General features: G+C 70.2%; 18 protein-coding genes. 7 read left to right on the forward strand and 11 right to left on the reverse strand.

From position 1 onward, the window contains the following. The first annotated feature begins 224 nt into the window (after positions 1 to 224). Genes FA740_RS08825 through cysW form a run of 4 tightly spaced genes read left to right on the forward strand, consistent with a single transcriptional unit; the run spans position 225 to position 3,950 of the window. Positions 225 to 1,319 carry a sulfate/molybdate ABC transporter ATP-binding protein gene (locus FA740_RS08825; protein ID WP_136856408.1) on the forward strand — a complete coding sequence of 365 codons (1,095 nt, stop codon included), beginning with the start codon at positions 225 to 227 and terminating at the stop codon, positions 1,317 to 1,319. Then, the gene (locus FA740_RS08830) at positions 1,316 to 2,308 is read left to right on the forward strand and encodes a sulfate ABC transporter substrate-binding protein (protein WP_136856409.1); all 993 of its coding nucleotides are present in this window, start codon (positions 1,316 to 1,318) and stop codon (positions 2,306 to 2,308) included. The genes FA740_RS08825 and FA740_RS08830 overlap by 4 nt, the downstream gene beginning before the upstream one ends. Beyond that, positions 2,305 to 3,153, forward strand: a complete 849-nt coding sequence (gene cysT / locus FA740_RS08835; protein ID WP_136856410.1) for a sulfate ABC transporter permease subunit CysT — start codon at positions 2,305 to 2,307, stop codon at positions 3,151 to 3,153. Before FA740_RS08830 ends, cysT begins: the two co-directional genes overlap by 4 nt. Beyond that, complete coding sequence (gene cysW / locus FA740_RS08840; RefSeq protein WP_136856411.1) at positions 3,150 to 3,950, forward strand: sulfate ABC transporter permease subunit CysW; 801 nt, start codon at positions 3,150 to 3,152, stop codon at positions 3,948 to 3,950. Before cysT ends, cysW begins: the two co-directional genes overlap by 4 nt. On the opposite strand, the gene chrA is transcribed toward cysW, so the two are convergent. From chrA to FA740_RS08885, 9 genes are all read right to left on the reverse strand, one after another. After that, complete coding sequence (gene chrA, locus FA740_RS08845; RefSeq protein WP_136856412.1) at positions 3,951 to 5,318, reverse strand: chromate efflux transporter; 1,368 nt, start codon at positions 5,316 to 5,318, stop codon at positions 3,951 to 3,953. A gap of 75 nt (positions 5,319 to 5,393) precedes the next feature. Continuing rightward, positions 5,394 to 5,759 carry a DUF1850 domain-containing protein gene (locus FA740_RS08850; RefSeq protein ID WP_136856413.1) on the reverse strand — a complete coding sequence of 122 codons (366 nt, stop codon included), beginning with the start codon at positions 5,757 to 5,759 and terminating at the stop codon, positions 5,394 to 5,396. Further along, a complete protein-coding gene (locus tag FA740_RS08855; protein WP_136856414.1) occupies positions 5,756 to 7,879 on the reverse strand; it encodes a TRAP transporter permease in 2,124 nt (707 codons plus the stop codon). Before FA740_RS08855 ends, FA740_RS08850 begins: the two co-directional genes overlap by 4 nt. Before the next feature lie 50 nt (positions 7,880 to 7,929). Continuing rightward, positions 7,930 to 8,886, reverse strand: coding sequence for a TAXI family TRAP transporter solute-binding subunit (locus FA740_RS08860; RefSeq protein WP_136856415.1), 957 nt, complete (start codon positions 8,884 to 8,886; stop codon positions 7,930 to 7,932). A 224-nt stretch (positions 8,887 to 9,110) separates the two neighbouring features. Beyond that, positions 9,111 to 10,820: an ABC transporter permease gene (locus FA740_RS08865; protein WP_169306263.1), complete on the reverse strand. Its 1,710-nt coding sequence runs from the start codon at positions 10,818 to 10,820 to the stop codon at positions 9,111 to 9,113. After that, complete coding sequence (locus FA740_RS08870) at positions 10,810 to 11,781, reverse strand: ABC transporter substrate-binding protein (RefSeq protein ID WP_136856417.1); 972 nt, start codon at positions 11,779 to 11,781, stop codon at positions 10,810 to 10,812. Before FA740_RS08870 ends, FA740_RS08865 begins: the two co-directional genes overlap by 11 nt. Further along, positions 11,778 to 12,368: a histidine phosphatase family protein gene (locus FA740_RS19685; RefSeq protein WP_169306264.1), complete on the reverse strand. Its 591-nt coding sequence runs from the start codon at positions 12,366 to 12,368 to the stop codon at positions 11,778 to 11,780. Before FA740_RS19685 ends, FA740_RS08870 begins: the two co-directional genes overlap by 4 nt. Beyond that, positions 12,365 to 13,426, reverse strand: a complete 1,062-nt coding sequence (locus tag FA740_RS08880) for an MBL fold metallo-hydrolase (protein ID WP_136856419.1) — start codon at positions 13,424 to 13,426, stop codon at positions 12,365 to 12,367. The genes FA740_RS19685 and FA740_RS08880 overlap by 4 nt, the downstream gene beginning before the upstream one ends. After that, positions 13,419 to 14,516: an ABC transporter ATP-binding protein gene (locus FA740_RS08885; protein ID WP_136856420.1), complete on the reverse strand. Its 1,098-nt coding sequence runs from the start codon at positions 14,514 to 14,516 to the stop codon at positions 13,419 to 13,421. Before FA740_RS08885 ends, FA740_RS08880 begins: the two co-directional genes overlap by 8 nt. A 215-nt stretch (positions 14,517 to 14,731) precedes the next feature. Here FA740_RS08885 and FA740_RS08890 point away from each other — a divergent pair, with 215 nt between their 5' ends. Beyond that, a complete protein-coding gene (locus FA740_RS08890) occupies positions 14,732 to 16,663 on the forward strand; it encodes a TonB-dependent receptor domain-containing protein (RefSeq protein ID WP_136856421.1) in 1,932 nt (643 codons plus the stop codon). A 36-nt stretch (positions 16,664 to 16,699) separates the two neighbouring features. On the opposite strand, the gene FA740_RS08895 is transcribed toward FA740_RS08890, so the two are convergent. Both FA740_RS08895 and copM read right to left on the reverse strand, forming a co-directional pair. Further along, positions 16,700 to 17,503, reverse strand: coding sequence for a DUF1206 domain-containing protein (locus FA740_RS08895; protein ID WP_246053546.1), 804 nt, complete (start codon positions 17,501 to 17,503; stop codon positions 16,700 to 16,702). A 115-nt stretch (positions 17,504 to 17,618) separates the two neighbouring features. Next, on the reverse strand, positions 17,619 to 18,011 hold the full coding sequence (gene copM / locus FA740_RS08900) for a CopM family metallochaperone (protein ID WP_136856423.1): 393 nt from the start codon (positions 18,009 to 18,011) through the stop codon (positions 17,619 to 17,621). Positions 18,012 to 18,190: 179 nt separating this feature from the next. Between copM and FA740_RS08905 the strand changes: the two genes are divergently transcribed. Beyond that, complete coding sequence (locus FA740_RS08905; protein ID WP_136856424.1) at positions 18,191 to 18,772, forward strand: ANTAR domain-containing response regulator; 582 nt, start codon at positions 18,191 to 18,193, stop codon at positions 18,770 to 18,772. Next, complete coding sequence (locus FA740_RS08910; RefSeq protein ID WP_338119663.1) at positions 18,769 to 21,708, forward strand: ABC transporter substrate-binding protein; 2,940 nt, start codon at positions 18,769 to 18,771, stop codon at positions 21,706 to 21,708. The genes FA740_RS08905 and FA740_RS08910 overlap by 4 nt, the downstream gene beginning before the upstream one ends. Positions 21,709 to 21,725 lie beyond the last annotated feature (17 nt).

Consider the following 21,725-nt stretch of genomic DNA (forward strand, 5'->3'; position numbering starts at 1 on the left):
ATTGACGCGGGCCCTGTCGCGGGCGCGTGGAAAAGAACGATCAGGCGCTTTTGGGCGGGCGCGTAGGGAGGATATTTGCCGATGCCCGCCTTGGGCACGGGCGCGGTTTCGCAGGCGCGCGGTGGCGCGGAATGTCCGCCGCGCGGCTGCGGGCCGGGGCGCGGGGCCGTCCCTTGCCAGGACGGCGGACCCGTCCTAGCTGAGCGACAGCAAAGGGGCGCATCATGTCGATCACGATTGCCGGGATGACCAAGCGGTTCGACCGCACCGAGGTTCTGCGGGGCATCGACCTGTCGGTCGAGGCGGGCGAATTGCTGGCCCTGCTGGGCCCGTCGGGGTCGGGCAAGACGACGCTGCTCAAGATCATCGCGGGGCTGGAATGGCCCGATGCCGGGCAGCTGCGGGTCGAGGGGCAGGACTGGCTGCAGCTGGCCGCGCGCGACCGGCGCATCGGCTTCGTGTTCCAGAACTATGCCCTGTTTCCGCATATGCGGGTCCGCGACAACATCGCCTTTGGCCTGTCCGTGCGCCCCCGCGCCGACCGCCCCGCCAAGGCGCAGATCGCCGCCACCGTGGATGAGCTGATGGCGTTCCTGCAGATCGACCATCTGGCCGACCGCTATCCCGCGCAGCTGTCGGGCGGCCAGCGTCAGCGCGTGGCCCTGGGCAGGGCGCTGGCGATCCAGCCGCGCGTGCTGCTGTTGGACGAGCCCTTCGGCGCGCTGGACGCGGCCATCCGGCGCGATCTGCGCCGCTGGCTGCGCAGCGTGCACGAGGCGACCGGGTCGACCACCATCTTCGTCACCCACGACCAGGAGGAGGCGTTCGAGCTGGCCGACCGCGTCGTGGTGATGGGCGACGGCCGCATCGCGCAGATCGGCGATGCCGACCAGATCCACGACCACCCGGCCACGCCCTTTGTCGCGCGCTTCATGGGGGCCACGGTCGAATTGCCGGTGACGCTGGCGGCGGGCCGGGCGCAGGGGTCGGGGCTGGACCTGACCGCCCTGCCGCGCCGCGCGCTGCCTGACGGCCCGGCGCAGGTCTTTGTGCGCCCCGCCGATCTGCGCGCCGTTCCCGATGCGGGCGGGCCGTGGCACATCACCAGCCGCGTCAGCACCGGCGCCGATCTGCGCCTGACCGCCCGCCACGACAGCGGCACCGAGGCCGAGATCCAGATGCCCCGCCGCGACGCCCCCGCCCTGGCGCAGGGCGCCCCTGTCACCCTGCGCGTCGAGGCGGGCGCGATCTTTCCCAGCCCCCGCATCGACACCACAGCCCCCTCAATCCTGCCCCGTCACAAGGAAATCGCCCGATGAAACTGCCCGTTCTGGCCACCGCGCTGGCCCTTGTCCTGACCGGCCCCGCCCTTGCGCAGGACCGCCTGCTGAATGTCAGCTATGACATCGCACGCGAGCTGTTCGAGGCGCTGAACCCCGCCTTTGCCGCGCAATATCAGGCCGATACCGGGCGCACGCTGACCATCGACATGTCGCATGGCGGATCGTCGCGCCAGGCGCGCGCGATCCTGGAGGGGCTGCCCGCCGATGTGGTGACCTTCAACCAGGAGACCGATATCGACGTGCTGGCGCAGGGCGGTCTGTTGCCCGAGGACTGGCGCGACGCCTTCCCGAACGGCGCCTCGCCCTTCTATTCGCTGCCCGCCTTCCTGGTGCGCGAGGGCAACCCCAAGGGCATCGAGGATTGGGACGATCTGGCGCGTGAGGATGTGGCCCCGGTCTTTCCGAACCCCAAGACCAGCGGCAATGCGCGCTATACCTATCTGGCGGCCTATGCCTATGCGCTGGCGCAGAATGACGGCGACCAGACCGCCGCGCAGGATTTCGTGCGCAGCATCTTTGCCAGCGTTCCGGTGTTTGACACGGGCGGGCGCGCCGCGACCCAGACCTTCGCGGAACGCGGCATCGGCGACGTGCTGGTGACCTTTGAGGCCGAGACCGGCCAGATCGCCGCCGAATACGAGGCGCAGGGGTTCGAGCGTGTGACCCCGTCGATGTCGCTGTTCGCGGCCTTCCCGGTCGCCGTCGTGGCCGAGAATGCCGACGATAACGGTACGACCGAAATCGCCGAGAGCTATCTGAACTGGCTCTACACCCCCGAGGCACAGCGGATGCTGGCCGAACGCAACTATCGCGTCACCGACGAGACGGTCGCCGCCGAATTCGCCGACGCGCAGGCCGAGGTTGAGCTGGTGACCGTCGATGACGTCTTCGGGGGTTGGGACGCGGTCAGCGAACAGCATCTGGCCGAAGGCGGGATTCTGGATCAGGTCTTCGTCAACCAATGACCGCTGCCGCCGCCCCGTTCCGTGCCAAGCGCGTCCTGCCGGGCTTTACGCTCAGCCTGGGGACGACGCTGCTCTACATGGTGCTGATCGTGCTGATCCCCATCGCCGCGCTGATCCTGAAGGGGGCCGAGATCGGCCCGGCGCGGTTCTGGACCATCGTCAGCAGCGACCGGGCGGTGGCGGCGTTCCGCATCACGCTGACGGCGGCGGCCATCGCCACCGCCTTCAACGCGGTCTATGGCCTGCTGATGGCCTGGGTGCTGGTGCGGCATGATTTTCCCGGAAAACGCCTGTTGGACGCGATGATGGACGTGCCCTTCGCGCTGCCCACGGCGGTGGCGGGGCTGTCGCTGACGGCGCTGTTTTCCGCGAATGGCTGGTTCGGGCAGGTCCTGCATCCGGCGGGAATCCCGGTCGTCTATACGATCTGGGGGATCGCGCTGGCGATGGCCTTCACCTCGATCCCCTTCGTGGTGCGCACGGTCCAGCCGGTGCTGGAGGATCTGGACCCCGCGCTGGAACAGGCGGCCGAAACCCTGGGTGCGACCCCCTGGCAGGTGTTCACCCGCGTGGTGTTCCCCGCCATACTGCCCGCCTGGCTGGCCGGCTGCACCACCGCCTTTGCGCGATCCTTGGGCGAATTTGGGGCCATCGTCTTCATCGCCGGCAACCTGCCCGGCCAGACCGAAATCGCGGCCCTCTTAGCCTATATCCGGCTGGAGGAGTTCGATTATAACGGCGCCGCCGCCATCGCACTGGTCCTGCTGGGCTTTGCGCTGGTGCTGCTGATCGTGTCGAACATCCTGCAATCCTGGGCCGCGCGGCACCGGAGGGCCACCGCATGAGGCCGCCCGCCCGTTCCGGTCGCCTGCTGGTGGCCCTGGCCGTGGTGCTGACGCTGCTGATCGTGGTGGCGCCGCTGGTCTATATCTTTGCGCGGGCCTTTTCGGCGGGCTGGCAGGTCTATGCCGCCAACATCATGGACCCCGCGATGCTGCACGCCATCTGGCTGACCTGCATCGTGGCGGTGATCGTGGTGCCGCTGAACATCGCCTTTGGGATCGCCGCCGCATGGGCCGTGGCCAAGCACCGCTTTCCCGGTCGCGGCCTGCTGGTCACCATGATCGAGATCCCGTTCTCCATCTCTCCGATCATCGCGGGCATCTGCTATCTGCTGCTCTATGGCCGCCAGGGCCTGCTGGGTCCGTGGTTGCGCGAGGTCGACCTGCAGGTGATGTTCGCGCTGCCCGGGATCGTGCTGGTGACGATGTTCGTGACCGCGCCCTTTGTCGCGCGCGAGGTTCTGCCCCTGATGCAGGCGCAAGGCACCGAGCAGGAGGAGGCCGCCGTCACCCTTGGCGCATCGGGCTGGCAGGTGTTCCGCCGCGTGACCCTGCCCAATATCCGCTTTGCGCTGCTGTACGGTGCGGTGCTGTGCACGGCGCGGGCGGTGGGCGAATTCGGCGGCGTCTCGGTCGTGTCGGGCAACATCCGGGGCCAGACGAACACGCTGCCGTTGCATGTGGAGCTGTTGTTCAACGATCTGAACGCGGTCGGGGCCTTTGCCGCCGCATCGACCCTGACCCTGATCGCGGTCGTGGCGCTGGTGATCAAGGCCGCGCTGGAGACGCGGCACGGCTGATTACGCCACCCCCGCCAGCCGCAGGCCCAGCCCGGCCAGCGCGCAGGCGGCCAGCACCGTGACCGCGCCCAGCCTCAGCGTAAAGACCCCGATCATCGCGCCCGTCACCAGCACCAGGGCGGCCAGGTCCAGCGTGCTCCAGACCGGCAGCTCCAGGTCCAGCCCCATCGCGGTCACGCGCCGCAGCTGGCCCCACAGCACATGCAGCGCGAACCACAGGGCCAGGTTCAGGATCACTCCCACCACCGCCGCCGTCACCGCCGTCAGCGCCGCCCCAAGCGCCTGATTGCCGCGCAGCCGTTCGATGAAGGGCGCGCCCAGAAAGATCCACAGAAAGCAGGGCAGGAACGTGACCCAAGTGGTCAACAGCCCGCCCAATGTCGCCGACAGCAGCGGCGGCAGGCCCCCCGCATCGCGCATCGCGCCCATGAAGCCCACGAATTGCGTGACCATGATCAGCGGACCCGGCGTGGTCTCGGCCATGCCGAGGCCGTCCAGCATCTCTCCCGGTGCCAGCCAGCCGAAATTCTGCACCGCCTCCTGCGCGACATAGGCCAGCACCGCATGGGCGCCGCCAAAGGTCACCACCGCCATGACGCTGAAGAACCCGGCGATCTGCGAAAACACGTTCTGCGGCCCCAGCACCAGGAACAGCGCGGCCACGGGGACCAGCCACAGCGCCAGGATCACCGCCGACACGCGCGCCGCCCAACCGGCGCTGACCCGCGTGTGGTCGGGCGTGCCCGTGCCCAGCAGGGTGTCGGCATCCTCCACCAGGGTGCCGCCCATCTTGCCATGGCCGCCGCCCGCCCCGAAGGCCGCCCATCCGGCCCGCGCGCCCAGATAGCCCAGGGCCGCAGCCGCCAGGATGATCACCGGGAAGGGCACTCCAAAGGCAAAGATCGCCACAAAGGACGCCGCCGCGATGCCGATCATCGCGCCGTTCTTCAGTGCGCGCGACCCGATGCGGATGACCGCCTGCAGCACGATGGCCAGCACGGCCGCCTTGAGGCCGAAGAACAGCCCCTCCAGCGTGCCGGTATTGCCCCAGATCGCATAGATCCAGGACAGGCCCATGATCGCCACCACGCCGGGGGCCACGAACAGCAGCCCCGCGATGATGCCGCCCAGGGTGCGGTGCATCAGCCAGCCGATATAGACGGCCAGCTGCATCGCCTCGGGGCCGGGCAGCAGCATGCAATAGTTCAGGGCGTGCAGAAAGCGGCGCTCGCCCAGCCATTTCTGCTCCTCGACCAGAATGCGGTGCATCAGGGCGATCTGGCCCGCGGGGCCGCCAAAGCTCAGCAGCCCGATGCGCGCCCAGATGCGCGTGGCCTGGGCCAGGGTCGGATAGGGGCGGTCGGTCATCGGGGCCTCGCGTGGGGGATGTGAACCCGTGTCACCGGATCGGGCAGGGGGTGTCAAGCGCGCTGCCGCAGGCTGTCACGGAACCGTCGTGCTGCAGGCAGCGATCAGGATCGGGCCCTGATCCTCGGGCAGGGGGTGACAGGCGTCCTGCGCGCACAGCGTCCAGCCGCCCCCAGTGGTGCCGGAGGTGGCCAGCACGACCTGGGGCTGGGGCGCGACGCGGGGGGTGAAATGCCAGGCGCCGTCGCGCCAGACGGCGTCGGGCGGCGGCTCCATCCCCGCGCCGGGGCCGGTCAGGCGCGCGGCGACAGGGGCGATGCCCTGCGGCCCCGCCCGCCAGCGTTCCCACCACAGGGTCCGGGTGACCGAATGGCGCCATTCCAGCGTGAAATCCGGTGTGGCCAGCGCCAGCGCGAACGCCCCGGCGCTGAGGCAGATCACGCGGCCACCCGCGCGCGGCGGGTGCGCAGCCAGTGGACGACCAGGAATACGGCGGCCAGTGCAAAGCCCGCCTGATCGGTCCAGGGCATCGCCAGGATCAGCGACACCGCCGCCGCCAGCGCCAGCCCGCGTTCCGCCAGCGTGGTGCGGTCCCACAGATAGCTCACGACCGCGATGCCGCCCATGCCGACGCCCAGCACGGTCTTGAACAGGACATAGACGACCTCGACCGGGTATCCCCAGGCCTCGGCGATGGGGCCGCCGTCCTGCAGCATCAGCGAGGGCGTATAGACCGCCATGAACGGGATGATGAACCCCGCCGCCGCCAGCCGGATCGCCTGCATCGAGATCTTGAGGCCTGAGGATTTCGCGATGGGCGCCGCCGCAAAGCAGGCCAGCGCCACGGGCGGGGTCAGATCGGCCATGATGCCGAAATAGAACACGAACATGTGGCTGACCAGCAGCGGCACGCCCAGCTCCAGCAGGGCAGGCCCCGCCAGGGATGAGGTGATGATGTAGTTCGGGATCGTGGGGATGCCCATGCCCAGCACCAGGCAGGTCAGCATGGTCAGCACCAGCGACAAAAACAGGTTGTTCTGCCCGATGGCGATGATCGCGCCGATGAAGGTGGACGCGATGCCCGTCAGCGTCAGCGTGCCGATGACGATGCCCACGATGGCGCAGGCCATGCCGACGGGCAGGGCGTTGCGCGCGCCCTGCGCCAGTGCGTCGCGGATGATGCCGATGGTGGGGCGTGTGCCCTTGAACGCCGCGCAGGCCAGGATCAGGCCCACGATCACGATCATCAGCAGATCGACGCCGAACCGCAGAAAGCTGGCCGCCGCCAGGCCAAGCGCGATCCAGAACACCATGCGGAACGCGAAGGGCCCGATCATCGCGGCCAGGGGCGCGCCCAGGATCAGCACGGTGACCAGCGCCAGCCCCATCGTGCCCGCAAAGATCGGCGTGTAGCCCGCGAACAGCAGATAGACCAGCGCCGCCAGCGGCAGGACCAGCGGCCACTGGTCGCGCACCGCGTGCCAGGGGTTGGGCAGGCTGGATTTCGCCAGCCCCTTGAGGTCGTCGCGCCCCGATTGCAGCCAGACCATCCAGAAGACGACGCCGAAATACAGCACCGCCGGGACGATCGCCGCCTGGACCACGGCGGCATAGGGGACGTTCAGCGTCTCGGCCATGATGAAGGCCACCGCGCCCATGACCGGCGGCATGATCTGCCCGCCCATCGAGGCCGTCGCCTCGACCCCCCCGGCGAAGGCGGGCTTGAAGCCCGATTTCTTCATCATCGGGATGGTGAACTGGCCCGAGGCCACGACATTGGCCACCCCCGACCCCGAGATGGTGCCCATCAGCGCCGATGACAGCACCGCCACCTGCGCAGGCCCGCCGCGCCGTGCGCCGACCATGCCAAGCGCAAAGTCGTTGAACAGGTTCAGCATGCCCGCGCGTTCCAGAAACGCCGCAAAGACCACGAAGATGAAGATATAGGCGCTGCTGACATAGATCGGGCTGCCATAGATGCCCTCGGTCCCGAAGGCGAAATGCTCGACGATCTGGTCGAAATCATAGCCGCGATGGATGAAGGGCGCGGGCAGGTGCTGGCCCAGAAAGCAATAGGCCAGAAAGACCCCGGCGATCACCGCCAGCGGCCAGCCCATCAGGCGGCGCGCGCCATCGAAGACCAGCACGATCAGGACGGTGCCCATGATCAGGTCGGCCTGGTTCAGGAACCCCGTGCGCCGGATCAGGTCGTTGTATTCCATCCACTGATAGAGGCCGGTGCAGAACCCCAGCACCCCAAGCCCCCAGAAGAACAGCTGACCCCCGCGGGTTTTTGCGACCAGGTTGCCGACCAGGCCAAAGCCCAGCAGCAGCAGAAAGGCCACATGCATGGCCCGCACGATCTGGCTGGGCAGGGTGCCATAGGCCGCAGCCCACAGCTGGAACAGCGAAAAGGCCACGGCCAGCCAGAAGGCCAGGCGGCCCGCCAGTCCCGCGCCCCAACCGGGGGGCAGGCCCTCGTGGATCTCGGGTTCGGTGGGGGGAAGGGGGTCCAGGCGGGGCCGGACAGGCCCGCCGGCTTGGGTGGGGGTGACGGACATGGCGCTCTCCGGGGGGTGGGGCCCGCGCGGCGGACGCGCGGGCCGGTCGATCACTCGATCAGGCCGATTTCGCGATAGTAGCGCTCGGCGCCGGGATGCAGCGGGATGGGCAGGCCCTCCAGCGCGGTGTCCGGGGTGATCGCGGCGGCGGCGCCATGGGCGCTTTGCATCCGGTCCAGATTGTCGAACATCAGCTTGGTCATCAGATAGGCGGTCTCTTCGCTGACGCCCTCATGGGTGATCAGCATGTTGCCGACCGCCGCCGTGGGGATGTCCTCGTCGATGCCTGAATAGGTGCCGGCGGGGATGGTCGCGGGGGCAAAGGGCGCGCCGATGGCGGTCACGACCTCTTCGGGGATGGCGACGATGGTGATGTCATGGGTTGCCGACAGATCCTGGATGAAGGCCACGCCCAGGCCCGACGATTGCAGCGTCGCCTGCAGCTGGCGGTTCTTGATCAGCTCGGCCGATTCCGCATAGGGCAGGTATTCCACGCGGGACAGGTCGTCATAGCTCATGCCCGCCGCCTCGAAGATGGCGCGGGCGTTCAGTTCCGTCCCCGAGGCGGGCGCGCCGACCGACAGGGTCTTGCCGCGCAGATCCTCCAGCGTGGTGGCCCCTGCCGAGGCGTCGGCCACGATCTGGATATAGTTCGGATAGATCGCGGCAATGGCGCGCAATTCGGTCAGCGGGCGGGCAAAGCCTGCCTCCTCGTTGCCGTCCCAGGCCATCTGGACGCTGTCGCCCAGGGCAAAGGCGATCTCTCCGCGGCCCTGGGCCAGCAGGTTCAGGTTCTCGACCGAGGCCTTGGTGGCCTGGACCTGGGTGCGCGCGCCGTCGATGCCCGCCGCATAGATCTCGGACAAAGCCACGCCAAGCGGGTAATAGACCCCCGAGGTGCCCCCGGTCAGCACGTTGATGAACTCCTGCGCGCGGGCCTGCGGCGCGGTGGCCACCAGACCGGTCAGGGCGACCGCCGAGGCGGCGGCAGCGATACGATGGAACATGCGATCCTCCCATGATGTTCTGCGGCGAGGTTAACAATATTGTCATCAGGGTGACAGACAGGATGTCACACCTTGCCGCAATTCGGGGAACGGCCCATAAGCGATTGTTTTGTGTTGTCTCTAGGCGCGAAATTTCCTGTATTTCGGTGATTTTTCCGGGTCGTCAGGGCGCGCTGCGGCATCGAATTGTCTGATTGGTCGGGGCAGGCCGCAGACAAATGCGATCACCCTCGCCAGGGCAGGGCCTGCGCCGCGCGCGGTCCAAGGGCCAGTTCGGCCAGCGCACACAGTGCCAGCAGCAGGGCGGTCGACAGGACCGACACCGCCGCCGCCGCGGTCGAGCTGCCCTCGTATTGCAGGGAAAAGACCATCACGCCGATCGTCTCGTGCCCCGACGACCACAGCAGCGCCGACAGCGTCAGCTCGTTCATGGCCGACATCACGATCAGAATCGCCCCCGCCAGCGTCGCCGCCCGGACCGAGGGGGCAAAGACATGCGCGATGCGCCCCGCCAGCCCGATGCCCGCGATGCGCGCCGCCTGGTCCTGCATCGGGTCGCCGCCCCGCGCCGTGGCGACCACGGGCCGCAGGATCAGCGGCAGGAACCGCGCCAGATAGGCGATCAGGATGATCGCCATGCTGCCGTAAAGCGACACCCCGATCAGCGGCAGGGGCGGCAGAAAGGCCAGGATCATCGCCAGCGCCACGACAGTCCCCGGCACGACCCAGGGCGCCTCGGCCAACAGGTCGGCCAGCGCGATCGCCGGACTGGGGCGGCGGGCGACCAGATAGGCCAGCGGCAGCGCGATCAGCGCGCAGATCAGCGCCGCCGCCAGCGACAGGATCAGCGAGTTGGAAAAGCCGCGCAGCACGGCCGGGTTGGCCAGCACGCGGTGATACTGGTCCAGGCTGGCCACCTGGAGCGAGAACGGCACCCCGATCGCCGGGGTCAGCGAGGTCAGGACCAGGGCCGCCAGCGGCAGGATCGCGATGGCCAGGACCACGGCCCAGATCAGCGCCTGCGCCCAGGCAGGCGCGTTGCGGGTGGGGGTATGGGGGCGCCCGGCCTCGACCCGCAGGCGCAGGTGGCGCAGCAGGACCGCGCGCAGCGCCAGCGCCGCGACCGCCATCAGCGTCAGGATCAGCGCCAGCACCGCCACCTGTCCCGCAGCCGAGGGGCCAAAGCTGTTCAGCCGCTGATAGATCAGCGTGGTCAGCATGGGCACCCGGCCCGGAATGCCCAGCAGCGCGGGAATGCCGAAATTGCCCACCGCCGCGGTGAAGGCCAGCAGCCCGCCCGCCAGCACCGATGGATAGGTCAGCGGCAGGATCACCCGCGTCAGCACCAGCCGGGGCGGAATGGCGGCCAGGCGGGCGGCCTCGATCAGGTCGGCGGGCACCGATTTCAGCGCCGCGTGGATCGCGATGAAGACCAGCGGCATATGCTCGATCCCCATGACCAGCGCGATGCCCAGGGGCGAATAGAGCGGATTGCCCCGTCCCGGCGGCGGCGCCAGGCCCAATGGCTTGAGGATCGCAGAGTTGGCGCCCATCAGCTCGATCCAGGACAGGGCCAGGGTCTGGGACGGGATGACCAGCGGCATCAGGATCAGAAAGGACAGCGCCGCGCGCCACCGCATGCGCAGCAGCCCCACCGCCAGTGCCAGCGCGCCGCCCAGCAGGACCGACACCCCGACCGAGATCAGCGACAGCACCAGCGTGTTGCGAAACGCCCGCCCCGTGGCCCGCGCCGACAGCGTGTCGCGCATGACGCCCAGGGCCGCGCCGTCATCGCCCGGACGGAACGCCGCGACCAACAGCTGTCCAAGCGGCCAGACGGTGATCGCGGCCAGATAGAGGCACAGCAGAACCGCCAGCGCGCGCTCGGCGCTGCCGGTCCTGCGGTCGCCGAACAGGTGCAGCTCAGCCGCCATAGAGGTCGGCAAAGGTCTGCTTGACCGTGTCGCCATCCGACAGCAGGCGGGCGTTGTCGGCCTCGATCAGGGTCAGGCTGGCGGGGTCGGGATAGCCCTCGGGTCCGGCCATCCCGGCCCGCAGCGGGAAATAGCCCTGGGCGACCGACTGTTCCTGCGCCGCCTGACCCAGCTGCCAGTCGACAAAGGCGCGCGCCGCATCGGCCGCATCCGTGCCCGCCAGGATCGCCACCGGCTGCGTCACCGCCGTCACGCCTTCGGCCGGAAAGACGAAATCGACCGGCGAGCCTTGGGCCTTGGCGTTCAGCGCCATGTATTCGACCAGCACGCCATAGGCCTTTTCGCCCCGCGCGACGGCCTCCAGCACGGTGCCGTTGCCTTGGCCCGCGACGGCGCCGTTATCGGCCAGGGTCTCGAACCAGGGCCAGTCAAAGCCGGGCTGCTGGATCATCGTGCCCACATGGATCGCCGCCGCGCCGGAATAGAGCGGCGAGGGCATGATCGTCTGCGCCGCCACGTCAGGCGCGGCCAGGTCCGCCCATGCGGTCGGGGGCGTGTCGACCAGATCGGTGTTGTAGACGATGCCGGTGGTGATCAGCTTGGTCGGAAAGAAGGTCATGTCGGCGTCCAGCAGGGCGGGGTCGATCCCGTCCACGGCGGCATCCGGATAGGCCATCAGGCGGTCGTCCTGCTTCAGCTGGGTCATGGCCACCGCATCGGCGATCAGCAGGACGTCGGCGGGGCTGCCCCCGGCCGCGAATTCGGCCTGCAGCTTGGCCATCACCTCGGTCGTGCCCGAGCGGAACAGCTCGACCTCGATCTCCGGATGGGCCTCGTTGAAGGCGGCGATCACCTCGGTCATCTGCTCCTGCGGCTGAGAGGTATAGACGGTCAGGCTCTGGGCCTGGGCGGACTGGGCAAGGCCGGTCAGCGCGGTCGAGATCATCAGCAGGCGGGTCATGGGAACCTCATGGGATGGGTGGGGAAATCGGCGGCGATCCGGGGCGGATCGGCCTGCCAGCATCCGCGCCGGTCACGGACAAACGTGGTCAGCGCGCAATTCGGGGGGCGCCGGAATTCGACGCTTAGGGCCGCGCACAGCACCCGCACAGTGCCGGAATGCGCGACGATCAGGGGTGGGTCCTCGGGGCCGTCGGGGGCGGGAATGGCCGCGCAGCCGCGCAGGATGCGGGCGTGAAAGGCCGCGGGGCCTTCGCCGCCCAAGGGGGTGGCATCGCGGTCCAGGACGGCCCGGGGCGCCCCCTCCCAGATGCCCCAGTGGCGTTCGGCCAGATCCGGGGCGGGGATGATCGCCAGGCCGGGCCGGTCGGCGGCCAGCGCCTCGGCCGTGGCCCAGGCCCGGCGCAGGGGGGACGCGTGCAGGCGGCGCAGCGGCAGATCGGCCAGCGCGCGCGCCATGGCCCGCGCCTGCGCCAGCCCGGTCGTGTCCAGCGGCGCGTCGGTCGCCCCCGCGATCAGGTCGGCGGCATTATGGGCGGTCTGCCCGTGGCGCAGCAGGTGAAAGCGGGGGTGGTCGAACAGGCTCACCAGTCCATCTCCGTGCCGGGGGCCAAAGGCCAGCCCGTGCCCGCCCGCAGCGCGCGCAGTGTCGGCGCGTCGCAAAAGGCCGCCAGCATGGTGCGCGGCGCGACCGCCGCGACCATCGCATCGGCCAGCGGAAAGGGCGGGTGGACGTTCCAGCGCCGGAATTGCGCCAGCCCCTGGCCGATCAGACCCTGGGCGGGGGTGTCGTCGGCCACATGGCCGGTGAACACGATCCGCCCGGGGCGCCCGGCCATGCGTTGGGCCAGCGCCTGCGCGGTGCCGCGTTCGGCATTCGGTCCGGCGGCGATCATCACCCCCTCGGGCGGGCTGTCGGGCAGCAGGTCGCGCGCCCGCGCCAGCAGCGCCAGCCCCTCGCGACCCTGCGGCGTCAGCCAGTCCGGGTGACCCTCCAGGACCCGCGCCACGCGGCGGTGATCGGCGCAGATCGCGACGTCATGGCCCCGGGCCAGCAGGGCCGCGGCCATTTCCAGCCCGCGTCCACCGGCGGGCGCGGGCAGCAGCATCGGCCCCGAACCCGCCAGCGCGGCGATGGCGTCGATCTGGTCGGGCAACCCCTCGGTCGCCATCCCGTAGGAGGCGTCCAGCACCAACGCGGCGGCGCGGGGCAGGGGGTCGGCGCGGAACATCGCGCCCTCGGTCCCGACATCCCCGGAATAGAGCAGCCCCTCGGCCCCGCCGATGCGCATCCAGACCGCGCCGGGCGCATGACCCGCGGCCCCCGTCATCAGCGGCAGGCCCAGGATGTCCGCGCATCCCTCCAATGGGCGCGCATCGCTCAGGCCCGCCAGCGCGATGGTCGGCGCGGTGGCAAAAAGCGGCGGGCGGCCCAGGGCCTGCCACAGCGCCAGCCCCCCGGTGTGATCGGCATGGGCATGGCTGAACAGGATCGCGTCGATCGGCGGCAGGCCCGCGATGTCGGGCAGGCGCCCCGCATCCGGACCGCGCCCCAGATCCAGCAGCAGCGTGCGCCCGGCCATTCGCAACAGAAAGCAGGCTGGGCCCTTGCAGCCCACCCCGGATACGGCGCGCAGCTCAGGCATGGATGCGCGCCCCGCTCAGCGGATGGACCGCCGCGCCGCCCGCGTCGCGGTCGATGACCCACCCGCCGGTGATCTCGATCCGCAGGGGCGTGTGCGCGGGCGCGGGGGCATCCATCGGCAGCGACAGCGTGTCCACCCCCGCGATGCGCGGCAGCACCAGCGTGGCGTGGCGGCCGTTGCGAAAGCTCTGGGCGATGACCTGGGCGTCGAAATGGCCCGCGCCGGTCGCGGGACGCAGATCCTCGGGGTGCAGGCACAGCCAGCCCGCGCCCGGATCGGCCCGCCCGGGCAGGTTGAGCGTCGCGCCGCCCAGCACCACGTCGCAGCGGTCGCCATGCCGGGCGATGACCTGAACCGGGATGGTCGCGCCATGCCCGATGAAACGCGCGACCATCGGCGTGGCGGGGCGGCGATACAGCGCCTCGGGGGTGCCGATCTGGCGGATGCGCCCGGCCTCCATCACGGCGATGTGGCTGGCCACGGCCATCGCCTCGTCCTGGTCATGGGTGACCAGGATGAAGGTCGCGCCCGTTTCGGCATGCAGGCGGCGGAATTCGACCAGCATCTGCTGGCGCAGATGGGCGTCCAGATTGGCCAGCGGCTCGTCCAGCAGCAGGATGCGCGGGCGCAGCACCAGCGACCGCGCCAGGGCGACCCGCTGGCGCTGGCCGCCCGACAGGTCCTGCGGCAGCCGGTCGGCATGGGCGGTCAGGCCGACCGCTTCCAGCATCCGGGCGACGCGGTCGCGGCGTTCGGGGCCGGGGACGCGCCGGGCCTTCAGCGCGAATTCGACATTGCCGCGCACGCTCATGCTGGGCCACAGGGCATAGGACTGGAACACCATGCCCAGCTGGCGGTCCTCGGGGGGGACGAAGCGGTCGGGCGACAGGATCACCCGGTCGTCGAACAGCAGCTGGCCCGCGTCGCAGGTCTCCAGCCCGGCGATCAGGCGCAGCAGCGTGGTCTTGCCGCAGCCCGACGGGCCCAGCAGCGCCAGGAACGCGCCCTGCGGCAGGTCCAGGTCGATATCGTCCAGAACGACGCTGCGGTCGAATGACTTGCGGATTCCCCGCGCGATGAGGTGCGGCATGACGGCTCCTTGCGGGACGGTACTACGGCGCGTCCGCGACAGTCAGACGACAGCCGGGTGACGGTTCCGCGACGGAAGAGTCGCGACAGGCGCCCCGGCGGGCGGCAAAATCCCGCTTAACATCGCCGTGATCTTTGTGTAGCACGACGCCAGAGCCAGCCACCGCGCCCACCCCGCGCCATCGCAAGCCCATTGGTCGATAATGGAGTTCTGTGATGTCGAAACCCTCGCTGGCGGCGCTGCTGCTTGGCACTGCGCTGTATCCCGTATCCCTGCTGGCCCAACCGGTTCTGCTGGACCCGATCGTCCTGACCTCGGAGGAGGACGCGCCGGGCCGGATCGCCGCATCGCAGGCGCAGATCGACGATGCCCGCACCGGCACGCTGGAGGATGTGTTCCGCGCCGAGCCGAGCGTCACCGTGGGCGGCGGCATCGCCATCGCCGAACGCGTCTTCGTCAACGGCATCGACGAACAGCAGCTGGCCGTCAGCGTGGATGGCGCGCCCCAGAACAACCGCATGTTCCACCACACCGGCACCAACATCATCGACCCCGGCCTGCTCAAGGCCGCGCGCGTCGATCCGGGCGTGGCGCCTGCCGATGCGGGCTTTGCCGCGCTGGCCGGCAGCCTGGCCTATGAGACGAAATCGGCGCTGGACCTGCTGGAGCCGGGGCGCGACTTTGGTGGGCAGGTGACCACGGGGCTGGCCAGCAATGGCGACACGGCGACCGGCGCGCTGACCCTCTATGGGCGGCAGGGGCCGGTCGATGCGCTGGCCTATGGCCGCCGCGCCACGGGCGACGCGTACAAGGATGGCGACGGGAACAGTGTGCCGCGCACCGGCGCCGACATGAGCAGCCATGCGCTGAAGCTGGGCGCGCAGATGGGCGACTGGCGGGCCGAGCTGGGCGTCCTGGGCTTCAAGGACGACGCCCTGCGGCCCTATCGCGCCAATCTGGGCGGGGTGATCAGCCCGCGCCCGACGCCCGAATCGCGCCGCTATGTGCTGGATCAGCAGACGCGCACCCTGACGCTGCGCCGCACCGCCACAGATGGTCTGCTGGACCCCGAGATCCGCATCGCCCGGAGCGAGAGCGCGCTGGACACCTTCGATCTGGCCACGCCCGACAATGCCACGCCCGATTTCAACACCGGCCGCGCCGATACCGTCAGCGTGGTCGTGCAGAACCGCTTTCAGCTGGGCGAGGCCGAGCTGGTCGTGGGCCTGGACAATGCCCGCAGCCGGGGCCGCTATGCGGGCCAGTTCCGCGGGGCGCTGCTGGCCTTCCGCGAGGATCGCACCAATACCGGCGTCTTTGCCCAGGCCCGCGGCAGCCACGGAACCGTCGATTACAGCGCCGGGCTGCGCTATGATCAAAGCCGCTTTACCGGCGTGGCGGGGCAGTCGGTCGATACCGAGGGCGCCAGCGTGAACGGCGCGCTGACCTGGCATGTCACCGACGCGCTGCGGGTGAATGCGGGCGCCTCCAGCGTCTTCGGCGGCACGCAGCTGGCCTCGGTCTATGAGCTGGACGATTTCTCGGCGCCCGACGCCTATGACGCGCTTGGCGCGACGCGGGGGCAGAACCGCGTGCTGGGCGTGGAATGGAGCCAGGGCGGCACCACCCTGGGCGCCGAGGTCTTTCGCACCCGGATCGGCAATGTCCGCAAGGGCCTGACCGCCCGCACCCTGGAGAGCGACGGGTTCCGCCTGTCGGCCCGCCAGGACTGGGCCGGCGGCTTTGCCGCGCTGCGTTACAGCGACACGGACGTGACGCTGGACGGGCGCGGCGCCTCCAGCTTTGACGTGCGCGAGCTGGGCACGATCCCCGGCGCGATGCTGACGCTGGAGGCGCGCCATGAGGTCATGGCGGGGCTCAGCCTGGGCGGCGTCGTGCAGCACGCGATCCGCGAGCGGACCGGCGCCAGCGATACCGACAGCGACTGGCCGGGCTATACGGTGGTGGATGTCTATGCGGAATATGAACCCGCAGCCTATGACAACCTGACCCTGCGCGCCGAGGTCACCAACCTGTTCGACCGGGCCTATGTGGACCGCGCCAGCTATGGCGGCGACTTCTCGGAGGTGGTGGGCCAGCGCGAACCGGGCCGCAGCATCGCGGCCACGGCCGTCCTGCGGTTCTGAGGGTCCAGGGGCGGCGGGGTCGGACCCGCCGTCCCGTCAGAGGCGCCCGCCCGTCAGGCTGGCCGCAAGACTGCGCACATCGGGCCCCGAGACCTTGGGCACGATGCGATAGGCCGCGTTCACAAAGCAGAACAGCGCAAAGCCCAGCAGACCCAGGCAGATGCCCGTGACCAGGATCTGGCCATAGACCTGGTCCGACAGCCAAGAGAACGCGTCGCCCGTGCCGCCGGCCTTGTCGGGGTCGGCGCGCCAGCCCGCGAACAGGAACAGCAGCCCGATCACGCCCACCACCGCGCCATGCGCGATCAGCCCGGCCTTGAGCACCGGGTTCCAGCGCGTCGTGAAATGGTTGGCGCGCAGATCGTCGCGATAGGCCCCGGTCCAGCCCTGGCGCGCGTAATGCAACCCTGCGCCGATGATCAGCAGCGCCACAGCCCCGATGATCCAGCGCCCGCCGGGCCATGCCATGACCGTGCCGACGTAATCCGCGATGCCCTCACCCTCGCCCGCATCGCCCCACCGGAACAGCAGCGGGAACACCACGACCGCGATGCCCAGATGGATCGCCCCCGTCACCAGCATGCCAAGGCGCGCGACGATGCCCTTGGCCGCGCTGCCGTAATCCTCCAGATCGAAGGCCGCGTCCAGGACACGCCAGACCGCATAGGCGACCATCCCCGCCAGAATCACGAACAGCACCACGGCGCCCCATGGCGTGGCGTTCAGCCAGCCGAAGGCGGATGAGGTGTCCTGCGCCTCTCCGCCCCGCCAGATCGAGCGCAGCGACACGCCCGCGACCGCCAGATAGACCAGCCCCTTGCCCGCATAACCCACCCGCATCAGCGGAACCGCCCAACCCAACCTGCTATCCGTCATGATCCCCGTCCGCGTTCCGATACCGCCGGGATCTACCGCAGGTCGGGCGGGGCGCGTCAAGCCGTCGGATGGACGGGGGTCAGCCGTCGCGTTCGGCCAGCCAGGCCTCCATCATGTCGATCTCGGCCTGCTGGGTGGCGATGACCTCCTCGGCCAGGGCGCGGACCTCGGGGTCGGTGCCGTGCTCCAGCACGATGCGCGCCATGTCGATGGCGCCCTGGTGATGCGGGATCATGCCGCGCATGAAATCCACGTCGGCATCGTTGCTATAGGGGACGTCCATGTCCGCATGCATGCGGTCCATCGCCTCGCGATAGGCGGTGGTGGCGGGGCTGTCATCGGGCGATGCGGCCATGTCGCCATGGGCGGAGTGGTCCATCCCGGCATGGGCGGAATGGTCCATGGCCTCCTGCGCGTGCAGGGGGGCGGTGGCGGCCAGCGTGGCCAGCAGGGCGGATGCAAGCAGTTTCATGGCTGTGATCTCCTGTTGTATGGGCCGCATGGAAGGCGCGCGGGGGGCAAAGGTCAATCGTCACACCACAATGTGACCCGTCCGGGCCGCTGCCCGTTTTGCGGGCATCGGCTGCGCCGGCGGGGTGCGGGCGCGGGGGCGGCCTTGTCATTCGTCCCCCGGGCGGTGTCATTGAAGCGATGGAGCGACTGTCGATCATCGTGGTGGAACGGGACCCGGACCGGGCGGTCCGGATCGTGGACGGGCTGCGCGCCTCGGGCGATCACCTGGTCACCGTCATCGCGGAACAGACGGGCCTGGCGCGCCGCATCGCGGAACAGCAGCCCGACATCGTGCTGATCGACGTGGCCGACCCCTCGCGCGACGTGCTGGAGGAGCTGGCCCTGATGTCCGGCCCGCTGGAACGCCCCGTGGCGATGTTCGTGGACCGGTCCGACGAACAGCTGACCCGCGCCGCGATCGAGGCGGGCGTGTCCGCCTATGTCGTGGATGGGCTGCACCGCGACCGGATCAAGCCGATCCTGGATGCCGCCATCGCGCGGTTCCACATGTTCCAGAAGATGCGTGCCGAACTGGCCGCCACCAAGGCCGCGCTGGAGGAGCGCAAGATCATCGACCGCGCGAAAGCCATCCTGATGAAGGCGCGCGGCATCGACGAGGAGGCCGCCTATGCCCTGCTGCGTCGCACCGCCATGGACCAGAAGCGCCGGGTGGCCGACATCGCGCAGCAGCTGGTGATGGCGGCGGGCCTGCTGACATGAGCGAGCGCCTGCGCCTTGGCTATCTGCCGCTGACCGACGCCGCCCCCCTGATCGTCGCCCACGAGCTGGGATTCGCCGCCGAGGAGGGGCTGGACCTGGCGCTGATCCGCGCGGGCAGCTGGGCGCAGGCGCGCGACCTGCTGGGCACCGGCGCGGTCGATGCCGCGCATATGCTGGTGCCCATGCCCATCGCGCAGACCCTGGGGCTGGGCCCCGATTATCCGGCCTTTGATCTGCTGATGATCCTGTCGCAGGGCGGGCAGGCCATCGCCGTATCCCGCCAGGTCGAGGCGCGGCTGCGCGATCTGGGCCACCCATTCGATTTTCAGCATGCCGTGACCGCCCGCGACGCGCTGGAGGCCGCCCATCCCGGACCCCTGCGCGTGGGCGTGCCGTTTCCCTTTTCGACCCAGGCCGAACTGGTCCGCCACTGGCTGGAGGGCACCGCGCTGGCGCACCGCCTGACCATCCGCACCGTCCCCCCGCCGCAGATGGCCGACGCGCTGGCCGCCGGAGAGGTGGACGCCTTTTGCGTGGGCGAACCCTGGGCCTCGGTCGCGGTGGAACGGGGGGTGGGGGCGCTGCTGCTGGCGGGGCGCGCGATCTGGGCCGCGCCGCCCGAAAAGGGGCTGGTGATGACCCGCGCCTTTGCCGATACCCGCCCCGATCCCTCGGGCTTCATCGGCAGCGCCAATATCGACACGAGTTCACGCCTGTGCATGGCCTCAAGCGTGGCAGGGCACCGCCACGCCTTTGGCGGCGCCACCATGCCGGGCCTGTACGAGGATCTGGAGCAGGCCGATCTGGTCGTTCTGACCGGGTCGAACCTGGCCTGGTGCCATCCGGTCCTGCACAGCGCCTGCTGGCCGCCAAGGCCGCGCGTCCCGACATGCGCATCGTCGTCATCGACCCCCGCCGCACCGCGACCTGCGAGGGGGCCGATCTGCATCTGGCCATCGCGCCGGGGGCGGATGCACATCTGTTCAACCTTCTTCTGTGCCACCTGCTCGACACGGGCCGGATGGATGCAGGCTTTCTGCCCCATGTCGCGGCTGGATGCCGCGCTGACGGCGGCGCGCGGGGCCCGCCCGCAGGAGACCGGCCTGCCGCCAGCCGATCTGGCCGCGTTCCTGGAGATGTGGGCCGGGACTGACAGGGTCGTCACCGTCTACTCCCAAGGCATCAACCAGTCCGACAGCGGCACCGACAAGGTCAACGCGATCCTGAACTGTCACTTGGCTGCGGGCCGCATCGGGCGTCCCGGCAGTGGCCCCTTCAGCGTCACGGGCCAGCCCAATGCCATGGGCGGGCGCGAGGTCGGCGGGCTGTCCACGACGCTGGCCTGCCATCTGGAGCTGGAGAACCCCGCCCATCGCGATGCCGTCCGGGCCTTCTGGAACGCGCCGCGCATGGCCGACCGCCCGGGCCTCAAGGCCGTGGATATGTTCCGCGCGGTCGAGTACGGGCACATCAAGGCGCTGTGGATCATCCATACCAACCCCGCCGTGACCATGCCCGATGCCGACCGCGTGGCCCGCGCCATCGCCGCCTGCGATTTCGTGGCCGTCAGCGAGGCCTGGCCCGACACCGACACGGCGCGGCTGGCCGATGTGCTGCTGCCATCGACGGCCTGGGGGGAAAAGGACGGAACGGTCACCAATTCCGAACGCCGCATCAGCCGCCAGCGCGCCGCGCTGCCCGCGCCGGGGCAGGCGCGCGCCGATTGGTGGCAGATCGCGCAGGTCGCGACCCGCATGGGCTTTGCGGGCTTTGACTGGGCGGGCCCCGCGCAGATATTCGCCGAACATGCGGCGCTGTCGGGCGTGGCGGGGGCCTTGGGCGGCGATTTCGACATCTCGGATCTGGCGGGCGCGGATTACGCCACGATGCAGCCGGTGCTGTGGCCCCAGGGCCCGGCGCAGCGGGGGGGGCGGTTCTTTGGCACGGGGCGGTTCCACACGCCGGACGGGCGGGCGCGGATGGTCCCGGTCGCGGCGGCCCTGCCTGCGCCGGGTGCGATGCTGCTGAACACCGGACGCACCCGCGATCAGTGGCACACGATGACCCGCACCGGCCTGTCGCCCCGCCTGTCGCGCCATCTGGCCGAACCCTATCTGGAGATCCATCCCCGCGACGCCGCGCGCCTGTCGCTGGCCACCGCCGATCTGGCGCAGGTCCGGGGGCAGGGGGGGCAGGCCGTCCTGCGCGTGCTGGTCAGCGACCGCGTGCGCCCCGGCCACCCCTTTGCCCCGATCCACTGGAGCGGCCAGAATGCCTCGGGCGGGCGCATCGACGCGCTGGTCGCGCCGGTGACGGACCCCGTCTCGGGGCAGCCCGCCAGCAAATCGGCGCCGGTGTCGGTCACCCGGCTGGAGGCGCGCTGGCACGGCTTTCTGGTCAGCGACGCCCCGGTCGCGCCCGATTGCGCCTATTGGGCGCGCGCCCGCCTGCCCGGCGGCTGGCAGGTCGAGATGGCGGGCACCACCGCGCCCCCCGACTGGCAGGACTGGGCCATGCGCCTGCTGGGTCTGGGCGCGCCCGCGCAGACGATGATCGACAGGGCGCAGGGCCTGGCCCGGATGGCCTTTGTCCGCGACGGGCGGCTGGCGGCGGCGCTGTTCGTCGCGCCCGGCCCCGTACGGCTGTCGCGCAGCCATGTCGGCAGCCTGCTGGGCGCCGACCCGCGCGGCTGTCTAGGGGGCTGGCCCGCGGCGGGGATGCCCGATGTGGGCCCCGAGGTCTGCGCCTGCCTGGGCGTGGGGCGCAACACGATCCTGCGCGCGGTGGCGGGGGGGTGCCGCACGGTGGGCGCGATCGGCGCGGCGGTGGGGGCGGGCACGTCCTGCGGCTCTTGCCGGCCCGCGCTGTCGGCCCTGCTGGCCGAGGCAGAGGCACCGCGCCCCGTCATGGCGGCCGCGCAACCGGTGCCGGGTTAGCGGGGGCGGGCGATCTA

It is taken from the genome of Paracoccus hibiscisoli, from assembly GCF_005048265.1.
Lineage (GTDB): Bacteria > Pseudomonadota > Alphaproteobacteria > Rhodobacterales > Rhodobacteraceae > Paracoccus > Paracoccus hibiscisoli.